This window comes from Curtobacterium sp. MCBD17_034, assembly GCF_003234515.1.
Taxonomy (GTDB): domain Bacteria; phylum Actinomycetota; class Actinomycetes; order Actinomycetales; family Microbacteriaceae; genus Curtobacterium.
Genome location: NZ_QKTN01000004.1, coordinates 22,192 through 43,022, shown reverse-complemented (window position 1 = coordinate 43,022; position 20,831 = coordinate 22,192). Strand labels below are relative to the sequence as shown.

Here is a 20,831-nt window from a genome sequence, read left to right as displayed (position 1 = left end):
TGACCGGCGGCCGACAGTCCGCTGTCGGCGTGCCTCCCGGGCCGGGGCGACGGGCGGGGCCGACGGCGGGGCCTCCCGGTCGACCTCAGCCGAACACTCGGACCGGACGCACGATGTCCGCGTAGATCAGGAGCAGGCTCATGCCCCCGAGCAGGACGACGACGGCGAACGTGAGCGGCATCGTCTTGGCCAGGTCGATCGGGCCCGGGTCCCCGCGGCCGAGGAGCTTGGCCGTTCGACGCTTGACGGCCTCCCACAGTGCGCCCGCGACGTGCCCGCCGTCGAGCGGCAGCAGCGGCACGAGGTTGAGCACGAAGAGACCGATGTTGAGCGCGCCGAGCAGCGACAGGATCGTGTAGATCTTGTCGACGACCGGGACGCCGCTCGCCGACGCCACGGTCCCGATGGCGCGGCCGACGCCGACGACGCTCACCGGGCTGTCCTGCGCGCGCTGTTGCGATCCGAACGCGGCGTTCCACACCGCGACGAGTCGCTGCGGCAGGTCGAGGATGAGCGACGCCGACGCCTCGGTCTGCGCCCAGACCGCGGGCAGGACCGCCGCCGGCGACTGCCGGACGAGCGTCTGTCCGATCGAGACGCCGACGACGCCGACGCGTTCCGTCTTCGTGCTGCCGTCCTGCTCCTTCGCCACCGTGCCGTCGGCGCGGTAGACGTCGCGCGTCGCCAGCCGGGGCGTCACGGTGATCGTGCGCCGCTGCCCGTCGCGGAGGACCGTGAGTCGCACGGGCGAGCCGGCCGACCGCTGCAGGATCGTCGTCAGCTCGGTCGTCGAGACATCCGACCGGCCGTCGACCGCGAGCACCGCGTCGCCGGCACGCAGTCCTGCCCGCTTCGCCGGGGACACCGGATCGTCACTCGTGCACCGGGTCGACTGCGACGTCGGCAACACGCACGCGGTCGTGCCCGCGATGCTCGTCGTCGGCGCGCCGAAGCCGCACAGCAGGACCGCGAACAGCACGATGCCGATCACGAGGTTCATGGCCGGGCCCGCGATCATGACGATGATCCGCTTCCACGGTGTCAGTCGGTAGAACGCCCGCTCGTCCCCCTGCTCGGCGATCTGCTCTGCGCTGGCGTCTCGGGCGTCCTGCACCATCGCGCTGTAGAACCCGGTGTTCGTGATCGGTGCGGGTCTGCCGGACGACCGCGGGGCGAGCATCCCGACCATCGAGATGTAGCCGCCCAGGAGGATCGGCTTGACCCCGTACTCCGTGTCGCCGCGGCGGAACGACCACAGCGTCCGCCCGAACCCGAGCATGTACTGCGTCACCTTCACGCCGAAGAGCTTGGCGAAGAACAGGTGTCCGAGCTCGTGGAGGCCGATCGAGACCAGCAGGCCGACGACGAACACGACGACGCCGAGGACGAACAGGAGCACGGATCCGGGGGTCACCGGGGTAGCGTACGGGACCCTCGCCAAGCAGCAGCCGAGGGACCGCTGAGCGGCGACTGCTCATCGCGGAGTCACCGTGCCGTGTCGGGCATCGACGACGGGTCGGGAGACGGGCGTCCTGCCGGGAGGCGCGGTGCGCGTCAGCGACGCAGCAGACGATCCGCCTCGGCGCGCGCCCACCGCTCGGCCGCGAGCACGCCCTCGAGCGAGGACTCCCCCGCGTCGTGTGCGTCGACGACCCGCTCCACGGTGTCGACGATGTCGAGGAACCCGATCGCGCCCGCGTGGAACGCCGCGACCGCCTGTTCGTTCGCGGCGTTGAACACCGCCGGGTAGGTCCCGCCGCGCTCCCCCACCTGCTTCGCCAGTCGGACGGCGCCGAAGGCGTCCTGGTCGAGCGGCTCGAAGGTCCAGGCGGACGACCGCGTCCAGTCGAGTGGCACGCCGACTCCCGCGACACGGTCGGGCCACCCCAGACCGAGCGCGATCGGCAACCGCATGTCGGGCGGGGAGGCCTGCGCGATGGTCGAGCCGTCGACGAACTCGACCATCGAGTGCACGATCGACTGCGCGTGGACCGTCACGTCGATGCGGTCGTACGGGACCCCGAACAGCAGGTGCGCCTCGATCACCTCGAGGCCCTTGTTGACGAGCGTCGCCGAGTTCGTCGTGACGACGAGACCCATGTCCCACGTCGGGTGCGCGAGTGCCGCGGCCGGGGTCACGTCGGCGAGCTCCGCCCGTGAGCGTCCGCGGAACGGGCCTCCCGAAGCGGTCAGCACGAGCCGGCGGACCTCGGTGGCGGACCCCGCGCGGAGTGCCTGCGCGATCGCAGAGTGCTCGCTGTCGACCGGCACGATCTGACCGGGTGCCGCCGCCGCCTGCACGAGCGGACCCCCGACGATGAGGCTCTCCTTGTTCGCCAGCGCGAGCAAGGCACCCGTCTCGAGGACCGCGAGCGTCGGGCCGAGCCCGACCGACCCGGTGATGCCGTTGAGCACGACGTCCGCCTCGACGGCACGAACCAGCCGTTGGGCGTCGGCCGCGCCGAACGCGACCTCGGTCACGCCGAACCGCTCGGCCTGCTCGGACGCCAGTCCGCGGTTGGTGCCGGCCACGAGGCCGACGACCTCGAACCGATCCGGGTTGCGTGCGACCACGTCGAGGGCCCGGGTGCCGATCGACCCCGTGCTCCCGAGGACGATGACCCGACGCTTGCCGTCCGGGTGCGCGCTCGATCCGGCGCTCGTCACGCTCAGCCCTTGGCGAGGATGTCGACGACGAACACGAGGGGCGCGTTCTTCGGGATGTTCGATCCCTCGGGCGGGTTCGCACCGTACGCGTCCGCGGCCGGGATGGCGATCATCACCTGCGAGCCGACCTTCTGGCCGACGAGGCCGGTCACGAACCCCGCGATGAGCTGGCCGTCCTGCACGGTGAAGCTCGCCGGCTGTCCGCGCTTCCAGGTGGAGTCGAAGACCTTGCCGGTCGCGTAGACCTCGCCCTTGTACTGCACGAGCACGGTGTCACCCTTGGCGACCGTGTCACCCGAGCCGAGCTTGATCACCTCGGTCGTCGTCTTGGCGGGCGCAGCCGTCTTCGGGATCGTGATGGTCGGCTCGCCGCTCGAGGCGTCCTTGACGGTGGGAAGGGAGGGGTCCTGCGTCTGCGGGTGCCCGGTCGACTTCTTGGCGGTCGTGCCGATGACGTCCGCCACCACGACGATCTGGCCGGTGGTGCCGAACCCGAGCGCCTTGCTCGAACCGACCATGGCCAGGCGCGACCCCACGTTCGCGCAGCCGAGGACCTGACCGAACCCGGTGCCACCGACCGAGAGCACCTGTGGGTCACCCTGATCGAACCCGACGGAGCCGAGCTTCTTCGCCGTCTTCGCCTGGTACACGGAGTACGAGACCTTGATGAAGTCGCCGTCGGCGAGCGCCTTGCCGCCACCCTTGACGACGCGCGACGCCTGCGTGGGGCTCGCCGACAGACCCTTGGCGAACGTGACCTTCGGCGCGGTCGTCCCGCCGAAGTCCCCCGAGACCCGGATGCTGCGCGACGCGGAGCCGGGCGACGGGCAGGCCGCCGACGACGAGCTCGCGCTGGCCGAGCTGGAGGCACCACCACCCGACCCGGACGAGGAACACGCGGCGAGGCCGAGGACGACCGCCGGGACGATCAGGAACGGGACGAGACGGAGACGCTTCACGAGGACCTTCGGTTGGGGTTGAGGTGCGTTCGGGCGGACGACGGCCGCTTCGACCGGACCAGTCTGCCGCACCGTTCCCGTGTGCTCGTCAGCGCACGCGGATCACGGGCTCGTGCCGGACCGGGAACGACACGGACCGGGCGATGAAGCACAGGGACGAGGCCCGGGCGTGCGCGGCGGTCGCGTCGGCCACGCGGTCCGGCTCGAGGATGGTGACCACGGGTCGGAGCAGCGCGTCGGTGAGCTCGCCGGAGCCGTCGGGGTGGACGTCGAGGTGCCCGGTGGCGCGGTCCTCGTACTCGACGACGGTGATCCCGGCGAGCGCGGCGACGTGGAGATAGCTCAGCATGTGGCACTGGGCGAGCGCCGCCACGAGGAGGTCCTCGGGGTTCCAGCGGTCCGCGTCGCCGCGGAAGGGCTGCGCCGCCGAGCCGGGGAGGTCCGGTTTGCCCGCCGCGGACACCACGTGGTCGCGGCCGTAGGCACGGTGGTCGGACGTGCCGGTCCCCCGGTCGCCGGTCCACCGGACCTCGACGGTGTGGTCGTGGTCGAGCATGGAGCCTCCTGCCGAGGGGGTGTGACACCGCGGTTACACTCCCCATCATGCCGGGAACCGCCGACGTCCGCTCCGACCGCCACCCCCTCACCGCGGACGGGTCGGTCGAGCTGGCCGTCGTGGCCCGCTCGGGCTTCGACGAGAGCCGGCACGTCGGCGCCGGCGTGGTCGTCGACGCGGACGGGCGGATGGTGGACGTGGTGGGCGACGCAGCCGCGAGCGTCTGGACGCGGAGCACGCTGAAGCCGTTCCAGGCGATCGCGGTCCGTCGGACGGGAGCGCGGTTCGAGCGAGCGCAGCTCGTGCTCAGCACCGCGAGCCACGCCGGTACGCCCGCGCACCAGGAGGTCGCCGCGGCGATGCTCGCCGCATGGGGTCACGACGAGGACACGTTGGGATGCCCCCCGGACTTCCCCTTCGACGGCGCGACCGCACGACGGATGACCGCACCCCGTCGTCTGGCGATGAACTGCTCCGGCAAGCACGCGGCGATGCTGGCCTCCTGCGCACTGCACGGATGGGACCGGTCGACCTACCTCGCCGTGGACCACCCGCTGCAGCGCGTGGTGGTCGACACGGTGGAGGACCTGACCCGTGAGTCGGTCGACGTCGTCGGCGTGGACGGCTGCGGTGCGCCCGTCGTCCCGTTGACCCTGCACGGCCTGGCCCGCGGCATCGCGACCGTCGTCGGCCCGACGGACGCGGACGGTCGGGCGTTGACGACGGCCGTGCTCGCGGAGCCGTGGGCGATCGACGGGCCGGGTCGCGCCAACACCCTCACCATCGAGCGTCTCGGGGTGTTGGCGAAGCTCGGTGCCGAGGGCGTCATGGTCATGGGGGTACCCGGCTCCGGTGCGGTCGCCGTGAAGGTGCTCGACGGATCACAGCGCGCCGGCACGCTCGCGGCGCTGACGCTGCTCGCCCGTTCCGGCATGGTCGACCCCGACGACGCGCGTGCCGTCATCGCGGCGTCCGTCCCGTCGGTCCTCGGTGGTGGGCAGCGCGTCGGGGGCGTGCGGCCCGGGCGCGGCCTCGTGGCCTGAGGTCGCGGGCGACGGACGGGGCTCGACCGGCGGTCGGCCTGGGACCGGCGGCAACACCGGCACGATGCCATCGGCACCGTCCGCCACGAGGTCGATCGGCTCGACGGACCCGCCGGGCAGCAGACGGCAACCTCCGGCGTCCATGAGCAGCCGGGTCCGGACGGCGGGCGGCACGTCGGCGCGCGTCGGGGCGAGGACGACCCAGCCGAGCGCGCCGGGCGGACCGTGCCTGGGGTGCACGACGGCCACCGCGGTCCCGTCCGACGTCCAGCGGAGCGCGCCGGCGGGCGGCCGCCCGGCGGCCGGCAGGCCCGACACCACGTCGTCGCCCACACTCCGGATCTCGACGTGCTCGCCTCCGGCGCCGTCGGCCAGCGCCGTCACGACCGCACGGAACACGGCGCGTGCGGCGACGCCCCGGCCGACGACCGCGAGGCCGCCGGCCACGTCGGCGACGACGGCGGACCAGCCGATGACCTCGTCAGGCACGCCGTCGACGTGGTCCCGCATCGCACCGATCCGGGACGCTGCCCCGCTGCGCTCCGGCCGGTGACCGAGGAGCACGGGCAACCGACCGAGGTCCTGAGCATGCTGGGCACGGTCGATGTCGAGGCCGGGTGCGCCATCGGGAGTCGACGGGGCCGGACCCGCCCGCCCCGTCGGAGACGGTCCACCACCCGGCCGACGCGACGCCCAGCGGACGGCCACGAGCGCGGCTGTGGTTGCGATGACACCGACGATGCGGGAGACGGCGGCATCAGCCGTCCCCGGGAGCGCGGACACGGCGCTGCCCAGGGCGACCACCGCCGTGGCGAGGGCCAGGACGGCGCGGCCACGGCCCTCCTGACCGTTCTGCATGGCACGAGCGTGACGCACACCGGACGCGACCCCGGCACCGAGGGGGCGCGCGGTGTGGGACCTCCGGATCCCCGCCGTCTGTGGAGGAGGAGCGTCGCGGGTCCTGACCTCGCGTGTTCTCGGATCCGGTCGTCGGCAGGGTCGACACCGCGACCCGTACGTGGACGCCGAGCCGCGTCGGGAGGGTTCAGGCCGCGTGCTCCTGGTCCCCGGTAGCGGGGCTCGACGATCGCGCGCGAGGCCGCGCCGACGTGCTCGTGTGCGACCATCGCGGCCTCGACGCCCTCGACGCCCTCGACGGACGAGCTCTTGTACAGGGTCGGCTGATGCGCCCGCGAGGAGCGCCCCGGCGATCGGGAGCCCTCGAGCGCGCGATGGCGGAAGCGCGGATCGACCGCTCGTGGAAACGACCGCGGATCGCCGGGACGAAGGCCGAGTCGAGGGACACCACGACGCCAGCACGTCATCCCGGCCCCCGAAGGCCCCGTCCGGTCCGCCCGACGCGGCGCCTTCCGCCTACTGCACCAGGAAGAACTGCTCGCCGATGTCGACCCGCGCCCCGCGCTCGACTCGGTAGCGGCGTCCGGGCTCACACCGGCGGATGCTGCCGTCGATGTGCCGGATCACCGTGCCGTTGCCGGAGAACCGGTCGGACACCCACAGGTCGTCGCCCTCCCGCCCCAACTCGAGGTGCGTCTTCGACACCGACTTGCCGGGGTCGACGATCGTGATGACCTCGTCGATCCGCTCACCCGGCTCGGGGCGCGGGAGGCGTCCGAGCAGCCCGGAACCGACGAGTCCGACCCGCTCGCCCGTGCTGAAGTGCAGGACGACGGGAGCGCGCTGGGGCGAACGGGCGACGATGCGTGTCGCCTCGACGTCCTCGCCGTCATCGTCCTGCCGCCGTCGACTCCACGTGCGGAGGGTGTCCTCGGCGATCGGCGACGGTGGGATGGGTGGGAGCGTCGGGCGCAGCGGTGCGGCCGCGGGCGGCTCGTCGAGGCGACCCGGCATCGGCGGGAGGTCGTCCGACGGCGCTGAGGCGGCGTGTCCGGCACGCATCCGGGACGCCGGATCCGGCACGGCAAGGGGTGCTGCGTCTCCGGAGTCGGCCTGCGGCAGCGGCTGCGCGTCAGCCACGTGGTCCGCGTCGGCGTCCTGGTCCGGGTCGCCCTGGTCCGCCTCGGCGTCCTGGTCCGCCTCGGCGTCCTGGGGCGCGTTGGCCTGGGACGCGTCGTTGTCCTGGGGCGCGTCGGCCTGGGACGCGTCGGTGTCCTGGTCGGGGTCGGGGTCGTCTACAGCGTCGGAGCCGGCGTCGGTACTGGCCTCGTCCGCGCTCCCGGACACGGGGTCCGAGTCGTCCACGATCGACCAGTCGGGTCGCTCCATCGGGAGCGGCACCACGGGGCCCGTGTACGCCGCGGTCACCGCCGGCACGACGGCGCCGCACTCCTCGCAGAAGATGTCGTCCGGCTCGAGGGGGTGCCCGCACACGTGGCACATTGCTCCCTGCGCTCCCGGCGCCACGAGCGGCACGGGGCGTGGCGCGACGCGCCGCTCCGGGAAGGGCATGATGACCGCGGTGTCGCCCGGTCCCGGGACGTCCGTGGTGACGCCGGCTGCCCGGGATCGCGAGTCGTCGTCCCGGGTGCGATCGTCCTGGCCACGGGCGTCCCCGCGGCCCTCGAGTCCGTCGTGACCCTCGGCATGGCCGTGCCCCTCGGATCCGTCCTGACCCGCGGCTGCGTCATGACCGCTCGCGGCTGCGTCATGACCGCGCCCGGCGTCGTCCGCGCGGCCGTCGACGGCGGCGGGAGCGTCTCCGGCGTTCGAGCGCTCTCCCGGCACCGCGTCGTCGTCTCGGTCCACCGGGTCGGCTTCCGTGCCGGAAACGGCTGCGGTGTCGGCATCGTGGCCCGCATCAGCCGCTGCGGTGGGCCGGTTCCGCCCGACCCACCACGTGGGAGCGGCGGGTTCGGGAACGACCGGATCGGGGACGCGGCGCTGCGGCGTGGGCGGCGCGACGAGCGTCACCTCGGGGTCCTCGTCGAGCTGATCCGCCCGGGTGGCCGCACCGGGTGTGTCCACCGGAGCGCCGTCGTCGACCCGACCGGCTCGGTCGTCCGGGCGGTCGTCGACCGGAACGGGCCGGATGCGGTCCGGGTCGAGCGAGGGTTCCGTGCGTCGGCCGGCCCAGCTCGCGAGACCGCTGTCCGAGCCGTTCACATGGCTCGGTGCGCTCCGCGGCGCGAACCGACGGTCGCCGTCGTCGTCCGGGTCGTGCGGGCGCCGGATCTCGTCCCCACCGCGACCGGACTCGTCGCGCCGGTCGGACGCGCCGGTGAGCCAGGCACGCGTCGCGGGGTCGAGCGTGGTCTCCGGCAGCCAGGCATCGGCCGCGGGGTCCGGTCGCCCGGCCGAGGGGGCCGGCGGGCGGAGCGGCGGTGGTTGCGGGGCGCGTCCGGGCTCCGGTTCGACGGAGCGACGTGCCGTCGCCACCGACACCGACCGACCACACTCACCGCAGATGATGGCCCCGTCCGGGAGCGGCGATCCGCAGTGCTCACATCTGATCACTCGTGACCTCTGTCCTCGTTCGAACTCCCGCCATGCTACCCAGCGGAACCCGGCGTCGAGGACGACCGAGCCGGAGCGGACGCGCGCGGCGACCGTGGCCGACGCAGGGAACGGAGCGACGTGGCGGCCCGGAACCGCTGCCACCGCGTCCGGCCGTCCTGCAGCGCCCGCACCGCGGTGTCGGTCGCGGACCACATGCGGTCCGCCGTGGCACCGTCCGCGTCGGCGGGGCCGAACACGACCCGGTCGGCGAGCGCGGCCAATCCCGCTGCCGCCGGGTCCGGTGCCATGCCCGCGACGTCCCGCCGTGTGGCCGCACGTCCGATCGGGACGCCTCGGTCGGTCAGGGCGTCGCGGTACTCGTCCCAGGCGCCGACGACCCGTGCGCGGCCCGTGGGAGCACGACGGCGGCGACGTCGACGCAGGCGTTTGCGGGCGACGACCACGGCGAACGGCAGTGCGACGAGCGCCGCGACGGCCAGCGCCCCGATGACCCAGGGCAGCGCCGCCAGCAGGATCCGGAGCCACAGCGGCGCCTCCGGCGGGGTACCGCGGTCGCTCTGTGGCGGGGTCTGGGTGTCCTGGTCCTCCTGTGCCGCGGGCGGTGGCGGGACGACCGTCTCGGGTCGTGTGACGGGCTGCGGGGTCTGGTCCTGGTCCTCGGGGATCGCCCGGACGGGCGGGTTCGGGTCGATCATGACCCAGCCGTACTGGGCGGTGTCGACCTCGATCCGAGCAGTGACGTCCGCACCACGGAAGGTCGTCCGACCGGTGTCGACGCGGTCTGCCCCGGAACCGCCCGACGCGAACCCGAGGACCACCCGTGCCGGGAACCCGAGGTCCTGCGCCATGAGGGACGCGGCGACGGCGTACTGTTCGCCGTCCCCGATCATGAGCGGCGCGGTGAGGAGCTCGGTGATGCGGTCGGCACCGTGGCCCGAACGGCTCGGTCGGTCGTCGCCCACACCGTGGCTGACGTACCCGTGCGTGCGCAGCGCCGCGATCACGGCCGCGAGCTTGCGACCCGTGCCGGTGACGCCCTTCGTCGTCGCGGCGACGGTGTCCGACACGGCCTGGGGGACCTGTGTCGGGGTCGGGACCCGGGCAGCACCGGGGCGCGCGCCGGCGAGCTCCGCTGCGGACGGTCGGGCGGGGACCACCGCGGTCAGCGAGTAGGCGGTCCCGCGGCCCACTCCGCCGACGACGGCCGCGGTGCCGGTGCTCCGGTCGTAGTAGAACGCGTTCCGTTCGGCATCGGCGTGGGAGCCGGTGAACCGGATCTGTTCGAGGTCGCCGACCGTGGGCACCCAGACCCCGCCGTACCCGCGTACCTGCACGTCGACGTGCACCCGGCGGCCTCGGACACCGCTCGTGTCGACGGACGTCGGGACCCGACTGAACGTGCCGGACGCGGAGGCACCCGACGGCCCGCCGACGGAGTACACGACGCCGTCGTAGGTGTCGAGCGTCGCGATCCGGACGAAACCGTCGGCCGGGAGCCCGGTGACGGTGAGCTGCGGGGCGTCCGCCGTTCCCGCCTCCTCGTACGCGCGGAACCCGCTCAACGGGCTGACGTAGTCGCGGGGGTCGAACGGCGCGACGACGCTGCTCCGTGCGACGCGGCGGTCGGCGTGCGGGGTCGCGACCACCCCGAGCCCACTCGCGAGGACCCCGGCGGCGACGATGGTCGCGAGTCCCACGAGCGACGGGCGCACGATCGACCGACCGACGTGGACCCGGCTCCCGGCGGTCCCCGCGACCGCGACCGCGCGACGCACCCGCCGGGACACGAGCGCCCACGCCAGGGCCGCCCCCACGAGCACGACGCCGGACACCACGGGGTAGGCGAGCCGCGTGGGGCCGACGAGGACGCCGACCGCGAAGAACGCGAGCGGTGGAAGCGCCGCGATCTCCGGACGGGGTGTCCGGACGGCGGTGGTCACGCCGACGACGACGACGACGAGCGCGGACGCGAAGTAGGGCACGAGGAGCGCCTCGTAGTCGCCCACCGGCGGCCCGATGGTGAGCAGGCGCTTCCACCCGAGGGCGACCGACGAGAACAGGTCCACGAGACCGGCCGGAGTCGGCAGGACCCCGGCTGCCTCGGTCGGGACCGCGGCGGGCACGCCGACGAGGGTGAACGCCGCCACCGTCAGTGCCAGGAGCACCGGGCCGGGGAGGCGCCACCACGAGCCCGCCAGCGCGATCAGCGCCCCGGCGACCACCGCCGCGACGCCGGCCCCCACCATGGCGGACGACCGGTAGAGCGGCCACCACGCGACACTCGCGAGGCCCACGAGCAGCACGACCACGAGCGTGCCGCCGACGACGCGCAGGACCGCGGGACGCCGCTGCCGGCGCTCGCGCTCCGCCCGACGCGAGGAGACGTCGGCGGCGGCCGCGACCGGCTGGGCGCTCACGCCGCTGCCGATCGTCGCAGGGCGTGCCGGAGGTCTTCGAGGTACCCGATCGTGATGACGGTGAGTCCGGGCACCCGGACGACACGCGGCGGCGACTCGGTCTCGCAGATCACCGCGACGACCTCGACGCCGACGGGGAACCGGGTCGCGGCGAGCCGCAGCGCACCGAGTCCGACGGCGGAGCCCACGACGAGGAAGGCGACGGACGTCCCGACGCTGTCGTCACCGACGATCCGGGCCACCTCGCTGGTGGGCAGGGAAGCATCGGAGGCCGCGACGCGCGCGAAGTCGTCGAGCAGCAGCGACGGCGATCGTGTCGTCAGCGGGTGCACCGCGTACACCCGACGCCGCGCGAACTCCGGTGTCCGCGCTGACACGACCACGGTGACCTCGCGACCGTCACGGATGGCGCGGTCGCCGAGGGACGCCGCAGCGCTCACGGCGAGCTCGAACTCGTCGTCGTCGCCGAACTCGCTCCGGGCCGTCCCGAGCGCGACCACGAGGTGCGATCGGCGTGTCTCCTCGAACTGACGGACCATGAGCGCGCCGGTCTTGGCCGTCGACTTCCAGTGCACCGTGCGCGGGTCGTCGCCCGGCTGGTACTCGCGGATGGCGTGGAACGCGATGTCCGCGGGCGACAGGTCGCGCGTGACCTGCCCTTCGAGGTCGCGGACGAGACCGGTGCTGGTGGACGGGATCGCGATCGTGCGCGGGTGCACGATCACCTGCTCCCGCTGCGTCCAGACGACCTCGCGTCGGACGAGGCCGACCGGGTCGGCGCGGACGCCGCGGACGGGCCCGACGTCGAGGACACCGCGGCGGAGGGTCGGGACCGGGACCTCCCGCTCGACCGTGTCCTGCGGGGCGATGCCCGGCAACGCGACGTCGACGAGTCCGGGTCCGACGGGGACCTCGACGCTCGTGGCGACCGTGGGCACGCGGCCCGGGTTCTCCGCCGTGATCCGGACCGTGGCCGTGCCCCCCACCGCGACCCTGCGGGTGGGCAGGTGCATCCGGACGGCCAGGCGCGACCGCCCGACCAACGCGACGAGCGCCACGACCGCGAGCACGACACCGGTCCAGCCGACGGCGACGACCTCACGCAGCCCGTACCGGTACCCGAGGACGAGCGCGACCGCCGTGAGCACCGCCACGGTCCAGCCGAGTCCGGTGACGACCGACGCGACCTGCCCCCCGACCCGCGCGCCGAGCCTCCCGACCGCTCGCGCGAGACGGGCTGCGCCCGCCACGGCGTCCGCCGCCCCGCCTCGGGAGCCGCCGACCAGGTGGGTGCGCGCGTTCGTCGCGCCGAGCGTCGCGGTCCGTTCGACGCCCGGGCGACGCGACCGGGTCCCTCCCGGCCGACGGGACGCCGTCCCGGTCGGGGCCCGGTCGCGGGTGGCGCGGTCGGTCACGGAGCCACCCGGTCGACGGGCGGCGGTGTCTCGACCACGAGCTGCGCGACGACGCTCGTCGTGCTGACGCCGTCGAACTCCGCCTCGGCGTCGAGCACGATCCGGTGTGCCAGGACCGGCTCGGCCAGCGCCTTGACGTCGTCGGGGGTCACGTAGTGCCGTCCGCTGAGCGCGGCGAAGACGCGGGCTGCTCGCATGAGCCCCATCGCGCCCCGCACGCTGACGCCGAGACGCACCTCACTCGACGCTCGGGTGCCGTCGACGAGTCGCGCGACGTAGTCCGCGATGACGGGGTCGACGTGGACGGTGCGGGCGAGCGCGGCCATCTCGGTGATCGTGGCGGCGGGCACGACGCTCGCGAGCGGCACCGACGCGGAGGGTGCGGACGGGGTCTCGAGGATCCGCACGGTCGCCGCGTGATCCGGGTACCCGATCGACGTCTTCATGAGGAAGCGGTCGAGCTGCGCCTCGGGCAGACGGTACGTTCCCGCCTGTTCGATCGGGTTCTGCGTGGCGATGACCATGAACGGTGCGGCGAGACGATGCGTCACGCCGTCCACGGTCACGGCCGACTCCTCCATCGCCTCGAGGAGCGCGGACTGCGTCTTCGGGCTCGCTCGGTTGATCTCGTCGGCGAGCACGACGTTGGCGAACACCGGACCGCGGTGGAACTCGAACTCGCTCGTGCGCTGGTCGTACACGCTGATGCCCGTGATGTCGCCCGGCAGCAGGTCGGGCGTGAACTGGATCCGGGCAGTCGAACCCTGCACGCTCTGCGCGAGCGCTCGGGCCATGCTCGTCTTGCCCGTGCCCGGGACGTCCTCGAGCAGCAGGTGCCCCTCGCTCAGCATCGCCGTCACCGCGAGTCGGATCACGAAGGTCTTGCCGAGCAGCACCTGCTCGACGTTCGTGACGATGCGGCCGGCGACGTCGGCGAACCAGGTCGCCTGCTCGGGGGTCATGCTCATGCGGATGTCGTTCCTCTGCGGTCGTGGTGACGTCGGTCACGCGCCGTTCAGCCGTTGGTCGATTGTGGAACGGCCGGCGTGGTGATCGGCGCCGACGCGCCCGTCGGGTCCTGCTGTCCGTTCACCGTCGCCTGCACGCGGATCGTGTCGTACCCCACGGGCACCGGGTCCGTGGTGGTGAACGCTTCGCCCGTCACCGGGTCCGTGTCGGTGCACAACCCCGAGGCGCCACCGATGCAGTAGCTGACGTCGTAGCCGCTGGGCGCGAGCCGACCGTCGTTGTCCGGAGCGTTCACGACGGGCGCCTGGCCCTGCACAGCGCTCGCGATGGTCGCACGCGTGGTGAAGGGCTGGACGGACACGGGGTCGCTCGTGCTGCAGTAGTCGTCCGACGCCGTCGCGCAGGCCACCAATCGGATGGCCGCCTGGTCACCGTACCCGGTGCCGGTCGACCACGTGTCCCCGGTCAGCGGCACCTCCGAGCCACCGTTCACGGTGTAGGCGTAGTGGTCCACGCGACTGCTGGCCGAGGACACCCCGCTGATCCGGATCTGCCAGTTCGGCGAGGTCGGGTCCACCTGCTCGACGTCGACGCTGCCCGTCGGCGTCGCCGGCGGCGCGTAGCTCGTGACGCTCGTCGGGGCGCTGGCGCTGCAGAAACGGCCGTTGTCGGCGTACGCGACGTACTGGTAGTCGCCGTCGCCGCTGATCGTGTCGGTGTCGGTCGCTCCGAACGTCGCACCGGCTCCCGTCGGCGGGCAACCGGACGGGATCGCGGCGCCCGGATCGAACCGGGCGATCGTCAGGCGCGTGGCCGTGCCTCCGGCCCAGTCGGCCTCCGCGGAGGACAGCCGCACCGTGGTCCGTCCTTGGCCGTCGGGGCTGCCCGTGGCCGAGAGCGACGGGGTTGCCGGCTGACCGACGGCCGTCGCGGCGGCGGACGTCCGCTCGTTCCAGTCCGCGGTCGAGAGGACCAGGGCCGCGTTCCGCGCCGACACGGTGGCGGTGTACTGGCCGCCCGGCTGCAGGCCGTCGAACGAGGTGGACGTGGTCGCCGCGCCGACCGTCTGCGCCTGCGTGCCGGACGGCCCCTCGAGGGTGACGACGTAGTTCGAGACCGTGGACCCCGTGCCCGGTCGTGGGACGGCCGCCCACTGCACGACGAGCCGACGTGGCGTCTCCTTGGCCGGCGTGACCGTCACCGAGGCCGGGGCCGCCGGGATGAAGTCGTCGCTCATCACGGCGCTCGCCCCGGACGGCTTCGAGCTGCCGGCCGCGTTCACCGCGGTGACGGTGAACGTGTACCGCTCCTGCGGATCGAGGTCGGTGAGCGTGCAGACGGTGCTCGCACCGCAGTCGTGCGTCGCGGTGCGGCCACCCGAGGTCCGGCTGGTCACGCGGTAGTCCGAGATGGCGGCGTTGTTGGCCGCCGGTGCGTTCCAGGTGAGCGACAACGACCCACCCTGGTACGTCCCCGTCCTGGTGGGCACGGAGGGCTGCTCCGGGACGTCCTGGACCGACACGGTGACGTCGCCCCAGACGTACCGGTCGCGGTCGTTCGTCGCGTCCGCGACCTCGTACTGCAGGTGGGTGTCGACGGGGCGAGCGGACGCGGCCACCCGGACCGTCAGGCGCGCACGGTCGGCGCTCGGGGTGATCGACACGCCCGCCGGGACGCCGCCGGACAGTCCGCGGATCGCGACCACCCGCAGGGGCCGACCGGGGAACGGGTTGGTCGCGGCGTCGTTCGCCAGGACGTCGACGTCGGCGGTCTGTCCACGCTTGACGACGGCGCGGTCCGCGGCCGGCTGCACGAGCGGACGGGTCGACGCCACGACCTCCACCGCGATCGTGCCGCTGCGACCCGCCGCACTCCGATCGGCGACGCCGACGCCGACGGACGCCGTCGAGCCCTTGGTCGCGTCGTCGTCGACCGCGAGCGTCATCCGCTGCCCGCTGATCGTCGCCGTGACGCCGCTGGCGGGGCGGCTCACGACGTCGTAGCGCAGCTCGCCGAGGTCCTTCGGGTAGGGGTAGTCCGTCAGCCTCGTGAGGTCCACCGTCCGGCGGTCACCCGGCTGCAGCTCGATCGTGCTCCCGGTGAACGACGGCGGCTGGTTGGTGCGCGGGGTCACCTTGATCGGCAGGACGAGCGTCGCCACGCGGCCCTTGCCTCCGTTCGCGTCGGAACCGTCGGTGACCTCGAACGAGATCGAGGCGTTCCCGTAGTAGAGCTTGGCGGAGGTGAACGACAGGGTGGTCGGGTCGACGACGAGGTCGGCCCCGTTCGCATGGGTCGCCTTGACGGTGCTCGGGTCGGTCACGTGCGCGACGGCGCCGTTGGCCGTCACCACGTACTTCGACAGCGGGATCTGGACCGTCGACTCGCTCCGCACCGTGATCGCCGGGGCGGTGCGGTCGATCTGCGGCAGCGCGTCGTCGAGTCCGGGCACGTGCACGAACGCGTACGAGACGACGTCAGGGTGGTCGCGACGCGCGACGGAGAACGGGATGATCCGGGACCGGGCCGTCACCGGGACCACGATCCGGCCCGACCGCGTGACCCGCGCGCCGTCCGCGTAGCCGCGGACGAGCCCGACGCGGAGGTCCGCGGTCGAGCCCTCGGCGAAGAACGTGTTCGCGAGGACGTCGACGGAGACCGCCTTGCGATGCAGGATGTCGACGAGGTCGAGGGTGGAGTCCGAGACCTCCGGCCGGAGCGGTGCGGCGTCCCGGTCGACGGTGACGGTGAGGAAGGCCGTGCTCGCACCGCCGTCGTCGTTCGCGACGGTGTAGAGGACCGCGAAGTCGCCGCGTCGGGCCGCCGGCGGGGGCGTGACCTTGACCTCCTGGTGCCGCAACACACGGGCCTCGAGACCGGGACCGTTCGGCTCGGCTCGCGTGACCCGCAGGTCACCGCCGTCCGGATCGGAGTCGTTCTCGAGGACCCGGACGGTCACGCTGCCGCCCGGCCGGATGGTGACGTGGTCCGCCTGGGCGACCGGGTTCGACGCCTGGTCCGCCCGCGGCGCGATGCCGACGCGGATGGTCCCGGTCGCACGGGCGCCCAGGGCGTCGACCACCGTGTAGGTGAACTGGTCCGTCCCTGCGGAGTAGTCCCCCGCCGCGTAGTCGAGCGTGGACGCGGTGACGTCGCTGACGGAGCCCTTGTCCGGGTTCGACGCGACTCCGACGAGCTGGACGGAGTCGCCGTCCGGGTCGATCCCCGACAGCGGCACGGTCACCCGCACCGTCTGCCCCGCCACCGCCCGGGCCGTGATCGTGTCCGGGACCGGTGCGGCGTTCGTGGCGGCGTCCCGCTCGCGCACGGCGATCGAGACGACGGCGTCCGCGTGTTGGCCGTCCGGTCCGTCCACGCGGTACACCGCCGTGTAGTTGCCAGGGGTGTCGGGGGCGAGGTACCGGAGGGTGTCTCCCGACACGAACAGCAGACCGGCACCGGCCGGCAGGTTCTGCACCAGGTCCGGCTCGAGCGTCAACGGCTCTCCGTCCGGCTGCGTGTCGTTCGCGAGCACGTCGATCGTCGCCACGTCGCCGACGCGGACGGTCGCGCTGTCGGGCTGGGCGACGGGTGGTTGGACGTGGTCCGGTTCGGGGACCTCGATGACGGTCACCGTGCCGGTGCTCGACGCGAGCCCGTTGGTCTCGGTGTAGGTGAAGGTCACGGGCCCGGAGAGCGGAGCGATCAGCGTCACCCGGACGGTGTGCTGGTCGAGCACGGTGGCCTGCACGCCGCTGCCGCCGTCGACCCCGCTGAGTCCCGTGACGAGCAGGACGCCCCCTGCCGGGTCGATGTCGGTGGCCGTGACGTCCGTGTCCTTCGTGGAGAGCGTGTCCACGAAGACCGTCTTCGGCGTCGTGATGGGCGCGGTCGAGGCGTCCGGCGCCGCCTCGACGGTGACGCGGACGACTCCGGTGGCGGTCTTGGTGCCGTCGGTCACGGTGTAGGCGAGCAGGTGGTCGCCCGGTACGGCGCTCGACACGACGAAGGTGCCCGCGTCGTAGCTCGGCGTCAGCGTGGTCCTGGCCACCGCCGGGACGCTGGTCAGGGTCACCGTGCCGTTGCCGCCGCGCACGTGGTCGAGCGGGTGCACCGTCAGGGGTTCACCCGCGTACGCCTGCACCGCGAACGAATCCGCGGACAGGGGCGCCTTGCCCTGTGCGTCCACGTCGACCGTGAGGGTCCCCCGTCCTTGCAGGCGCCCGTCGCTCACGACCAGCTGCACGGTGCGCTCGCCGGTGCGACCGGAGTGGTCGGTCACGTCCACGACCCCGTCGGGCGTCGTGGTCACGGTGTCGCCGTCCGGCGCGGAGGCAGAGGCCAGGTAGACGGGGTCGCCGTCGGGGTCGACCCAGTCCGACAGCACGTTCGTCGAGACCGTGCCGGCACGGACGACGACGGCGTGGGTGTCGCGGACCTGCACGGGAGCGCCGTTCTGCGCGGGGGTCTTCACGGTGACGCTCACGGTCGCCGAGGCGGTGCCGCCGTTGCCGTCGCTGATCTCGTAGCGGAAGCGGACCGTGCCCGTCGCTCGCGGCGAGAGGGTGATCTGGAGCTGTTGCCGCTCGTCGATGCGGGCGACCGTCCCCGTCGTACGATCGATGCTGCCGACGTCCTCGATGACGATCGGGTCCCCGTTGGGGTCGTAGTCGTTGAGGAGCACCGGCAGGACCGTCGTCCGGCCCGGCCGCGCACCGAGGACGTCGTCGGTGGCGACAGGCGGCTTCTGCTCGGTGTCCGCGGTCGCGTCGTCGGACGAGGCCTGTCGTTGCTGCCGGTCGTCCTGCTTCTGGATCAGGTCGCCCCAGTTGTCGATGAGCTGCCCGCTCCGGTCGATCGCCCAGGTGCGCCCGGACTCCGGGTCGTTGGCCACGACCGTGTCGCCGTTGTGCTGCACGGTGAGTGCCGCCCCCGACGGCACCGCGTCGAGTCGTTGCACGGCTCGACCGTCGCACGTGTCCACGGCCTGGCCCCCGCTCCACGCGCCGAACGTGCACGAGCCGTCGACGTAGGGGCGCGCGGGCGTGCCGGAGACGCCGAGGCGCACCGCCGTCACCCCGCCCGAGGGTGAGACCCGCAGGAGCCCGGCAGCACTCGCCACGGTCACCGCGGTTCCGGACGACGAGGACCGTTGGAGGGTCGCCCGACCGCTCACCCGGTCGCCGAGGGCGACGCGCCGGCCGTCGATCGCGAGCACGGAACTCGTGCGGTCCAACACGGCCAGGTGGTCGCCGACCACCGCGGTCTGGAGGTCGTGCTTCCGGGACATCGCGACGTCGAACGTCCGTCGGACGCTCAGGGACGTCCCCACCGCGACGAGCGACGCGGTGCCGGTGCGGGGCGAGTAGACGGCCACGTCCGAGTCATCGGCATCGAACACGGCGTCGGCACCGAGGGTGAGGTCGGCCTTCGTGGCGGTGTCGAACGCACCGATCGCGTCGGCAGGGGTCGCCCACAACTGCCCGGTGTCACCGTTGCCGATCACCCCCGTGCCGCCGGCCAGGAACACCTGCGGGGACCCCGAGGGCAACGTGACCGGATCCCCGAGGGTTGCGTCGGCGACGTCCACCCGCGTGAGCGTGCCCTTCGTCTCGTCGACACTCCACACCCGGTGGCCTCGCTGCACCACCGCGAGGGTGTCCGAGGCGGCCGCGACCGCCGTGTTGAGCTGGAGCACGCCGGTGTTCGCGCGGCCGACCGCTCCGTACTGTCCGCTCGGGACCCACACGGTCCCGTCGCCGAGGTCCACCCGCTGCGTGTGGTAGCCGCTCGAAACGATCGCGGTGGTGGCGACGACGACCATCACCACGAACGCGACGATCGTGGTGATGAGCACCGAGCGGTGCCGTCGCAGTACGACGCGCAGCACCTAGTCGTCCCCGATGGTGACGCACTTCTGGGCGCTCTGGTCGCCGTTCTTGCCGTCCCGGTTGACCGCGACGGCGACGCATTCCTCGTCGCCCCGCTTGCCCGAGACGACGAAGCTCCGCCCGGTCTGCTGACTCGTGCCGCCGTTCGAACTGATGACGTACGTGTCACCGGCGCGTGTGCCCGGGTCACCCCAGCGGAACGTGACGGTCGTGCCGACGGTCGTCGCCCGGATGTCCGACACGGTCGGGATCGATCCCGAGCCGGTCCGGGTCAGCACCAGCGTCGCCGACACGGCGACCACGGCGACCACGACGGCGGCCAGGGCGGCCCACAGCAGGGTCGACCGCGACCGCCGGCCGACCCGGGCCGTCGACGCGCTGCGGTGCACCGTGCCGACGCTCCGGGACGCCGTGGTCGTGAGCCCGCCGCGCGGGGACTGCCGCGCACGGCGCCGACGGCCACCGGCGACCGGCGCGGCGACGTTGCGGAGCATGGTGCGGTCCGTGGCGTCACCGACCGACGCCATCGCCCAGTTCTCGACCTCGACCTCGGCCGGGGTCTGCGGGAGACCGAGTTCTGCCTCCACCTGTTGGAGTCCGCGGACGAACTCGATCGCCGTCGCGGGCCGCTGTTCCGGGCGTCGGGACATCGCCGCCGCGAGGAGCCGCTCGAGCGACGGGGGGACGTCGGGCCGCCCGGTCGGCTTCGGCGTGCCCTTGTCGATGCGGCCCATGAGGTCGTCCGCACCGTTCGCGCCACCAGGTACCTCGAAGGGGCTCCGGCCGGCGAGCAACGAGTACACCGTCGCGGCGAGCGAGTAGACCTCGGACTGCACCGAACCGCGGGACTCGTCCATGAGCACCTCGGGCGCGGACCACGGGATCGACATCCCGATCGGTTCGTCCGGGTCGGCCTCGCCGATGGAAGCGGCGATACCGAAGTCCGACAACACCGGGCTGCCGTACGCGGTGCGGAGGATGTTGGAGGGCTTGACGTCCCGGTGCAGGACGCCCTCGCGGTGCGCGGTCTCGAGGGCGGACCCGACGCGGACACCGATCGCGAGGACCTCGGACACCGGGACCGGGTCCCGACGGTAGCGCTCGCTCAACGACGCCGAGCAGAGCTCCATCACGAGGTACGGCCGACCGTCGGCCGCCACGCTGGCCTGGAGCACCGTCAGGATCGACGGGTGGGTGCTGAGCCGCGCCATGAGGTTCGCCTCGGACTGGAACGACTGCCGCACCCGGTCGTCGACGACCTCGTCGAGGAGGACCTTGACCGCGACCTGGCGACGCGGCATGTTCTGCTCGTACAGGAACACGTCGGCGAACCCGCCCGATCCCAGGACGTGCACGTACGTGAAGCCGGGGAGCACGGGTGGCGTGGACGGCAGGCGGCGGGCCATGACCTCTCCTTACGACCACGTGCTCCGAGCGCGACCGCGATCCGGCCCGCAACCCCTCGATTCTACGGAG

At 73.3% G+C, this 20,831-nt stretch carries 11 protein-coding genes; 1 reads left to right on the top strand and 10 read right to left on the bottom strand.

Annotated features, from left to right (window positions below):
* Positions 1-85: 85 nt before the first annotated feature.
* The 4 genes from DEI92_RS08885 to DEI92_RS08870 all read right to left on the bottom strand — a co-directional run bounded on the left by DEI92_RS08885 (position 86) and on the right by DEI92_RS08870 (position 4,182).
* A complete protein-coding gene (locus DEI92_RS08885) occupies positions 86-1,414 on the bottom strand; it encodes an RIP metalloprotease (protein WP_258370145.1) in 1,329 nt (442 codons plus the stop codon).
* A 140-nt stretch (positions 1,415-1,554) separates the two neighbouring features.
* Complete coding sequence (locus tag DEI92_RS08880) at positions 1,555-2,667, bottom strand: 1-deoxy-D-xylulose-5-phosphate reductoisomerase (protein ID WP_111013238.1); 1,113 nt, start codon at positions 2,665-2,667, stop codon at positions 1,555-1,557.
* 2 nt (positions 2,668-2,669) lie between these two features.
* The gene (locus DEI92_RS08875; protein ID WP_146242826.1) at positions 2,670-3,626 is read right to left on the bottom strand and encodes an FKBP-type peptidyl-prolyl cis-trans isomerase; all 957 of its coding nucleotides are present in this window, start codon (positions 3,624-3,626) and stop codon (positions 2,670-2,672) included.
* 88 nt (positions 3,627-3,714) lie between these two features.
* A complete protein-coding gene (locus tag DEI92_RS08870; protein ID WP_111009180.1) occupies positions 3,715-4,182 on the bottom strand; it encodes an OsmC family protein in 468 nt (155 codons plus the stop codon).
* A 47-nt stretch (positions 4,183-4,229) separates the two neighbouring features.
* On the opposite strand from DEI92_RS08870, the gene DEI92_RS08865 reads away from it, so the two are divergent.
* Positions 4,230-5,225 (top strand): asparaginase, encoded by a 996-nt coding sequence (locus tag DEI92_RS08865; RefSeq protein ID WP_111013236.1) that lies wholly within the window; start codon positions 4,230-4,232, stop codon positions 5,223-5,225.
* Positions 5,226-6,599: 1,374 nt separating this feature from the next.
* On the opposite strand, the gene DEI92_RS16690 is transcribed toward DEI92_RS08865, so the two are convergent.
* The 6 genes from DEI92_RS16690 to DEI92_RS08835 form a co-directional block, all read right to left on the bottom strand.
* Positions 6,600-8,588 (bottom strand): FHA domain-containing protein, encoded by a 1,989-nt coding sequence (locus DEI92_RS16690; RefSeq protein WP_220037482.1) that lies wholly within the window; start codon positions 8,586-8,588, stop codon positions 6,600-6,602.
* A gap of 107 nt (positions 8,589-8,695) precedes the next feature.
* Positions 8,696-11,080 carry a transglutaminase domain-containing protein gene (locus DEI92_RS08855; RefSeq protein WP_111013235.1) on the bottom strand — a complete coding sequence of 795 codons (2,385 nt, stop codon included), beginning with the start codon at positions 11,078-11,080 and terminating at the stop codon, positions 8,696-8,698.
* Complete coding sequence (locus DEI92_RS08850) at positions 11,077-12,495, bottom strand: DUF58 domain-containing protein (protein WP_111013234.1); 1,419 nt, start codon at positions 12,493-12,495, stop codon at positions 11,077-11,079. Before DEI92_RS08850 ends, DEI92_RS08855 begins: the two co-directional genes overlap by 4 nt.
* The gene (locus DEI92_RS08845) at positions 12,492-13,463 is read right to left on the bottom strand and encodes a MoxR family ATPase (protein WP_111013233.1); all 972 of its coding nucleotides are present in this window, start codon (positions 13,461-13,463) and stop codon (positions 12,492-12,494) included. The genes DEI92_RS08850 and DEI92_RS08845 overlap by 4 nt, the downstream gene beginning before the upstream one ends.
* A gap of 47 nt (positions 13,464-13,510) precedes the next feature.
* Positions 13,511-19,354 (bottom strand): Ig-like domain-containing protein, encoded by a 5,844-nt coding sequence (locus tag DEI92_RS08840; protein WP_111013232.1) that lies wholly within the window; start codon positions 19,352-19,354, stop codon positions 13,511-13,513.
* Positions 19,355-20,761 (bottom strand): serine/threonine-protein kinase, encoded by a 1,407-nt coding sequence (locus tag DEI92_RS08835; RefSeq protein ID WP_111013231.1) that lies wholly within the window; start codon positions 20,759-20,761, stop codon positions 19,355-19,357.
* Between the last annotated feature and the right edge of the window lie 70 nt (positions 20,762-20,831).

Coding starts and splice junctions, on each gene's coding strand:
- DEI92_RS08870 (WP_111009180.1), bottom strand. CDS start 4,182: ATGCTCGACCACGACCACACCGTCGAGGTCCGGTGGACCGGCGACCGG.
- DEI92_RS08865 (WP_111013236.1), top strand. CDS start 4,230: ATGCCGGGAACCGCCGACGTCCGCTCCGACCGCCACCCCCTCACCGCG.
- DEI92_RS08845 (WP_111013233.1), bottom strand. CDS start 13,463: ATGAGCATGACCCCCGAGCAGGCGACCTGGTTCGCCGACGTCGCCGGC.
- DEI92_RS08835 (WP_111013231.1), bottom strand. CDS start 20,761: ATGGCCCGCCGCCTGCCGTCCACGCCACCCGTGCTCCCCGGCTTCACG.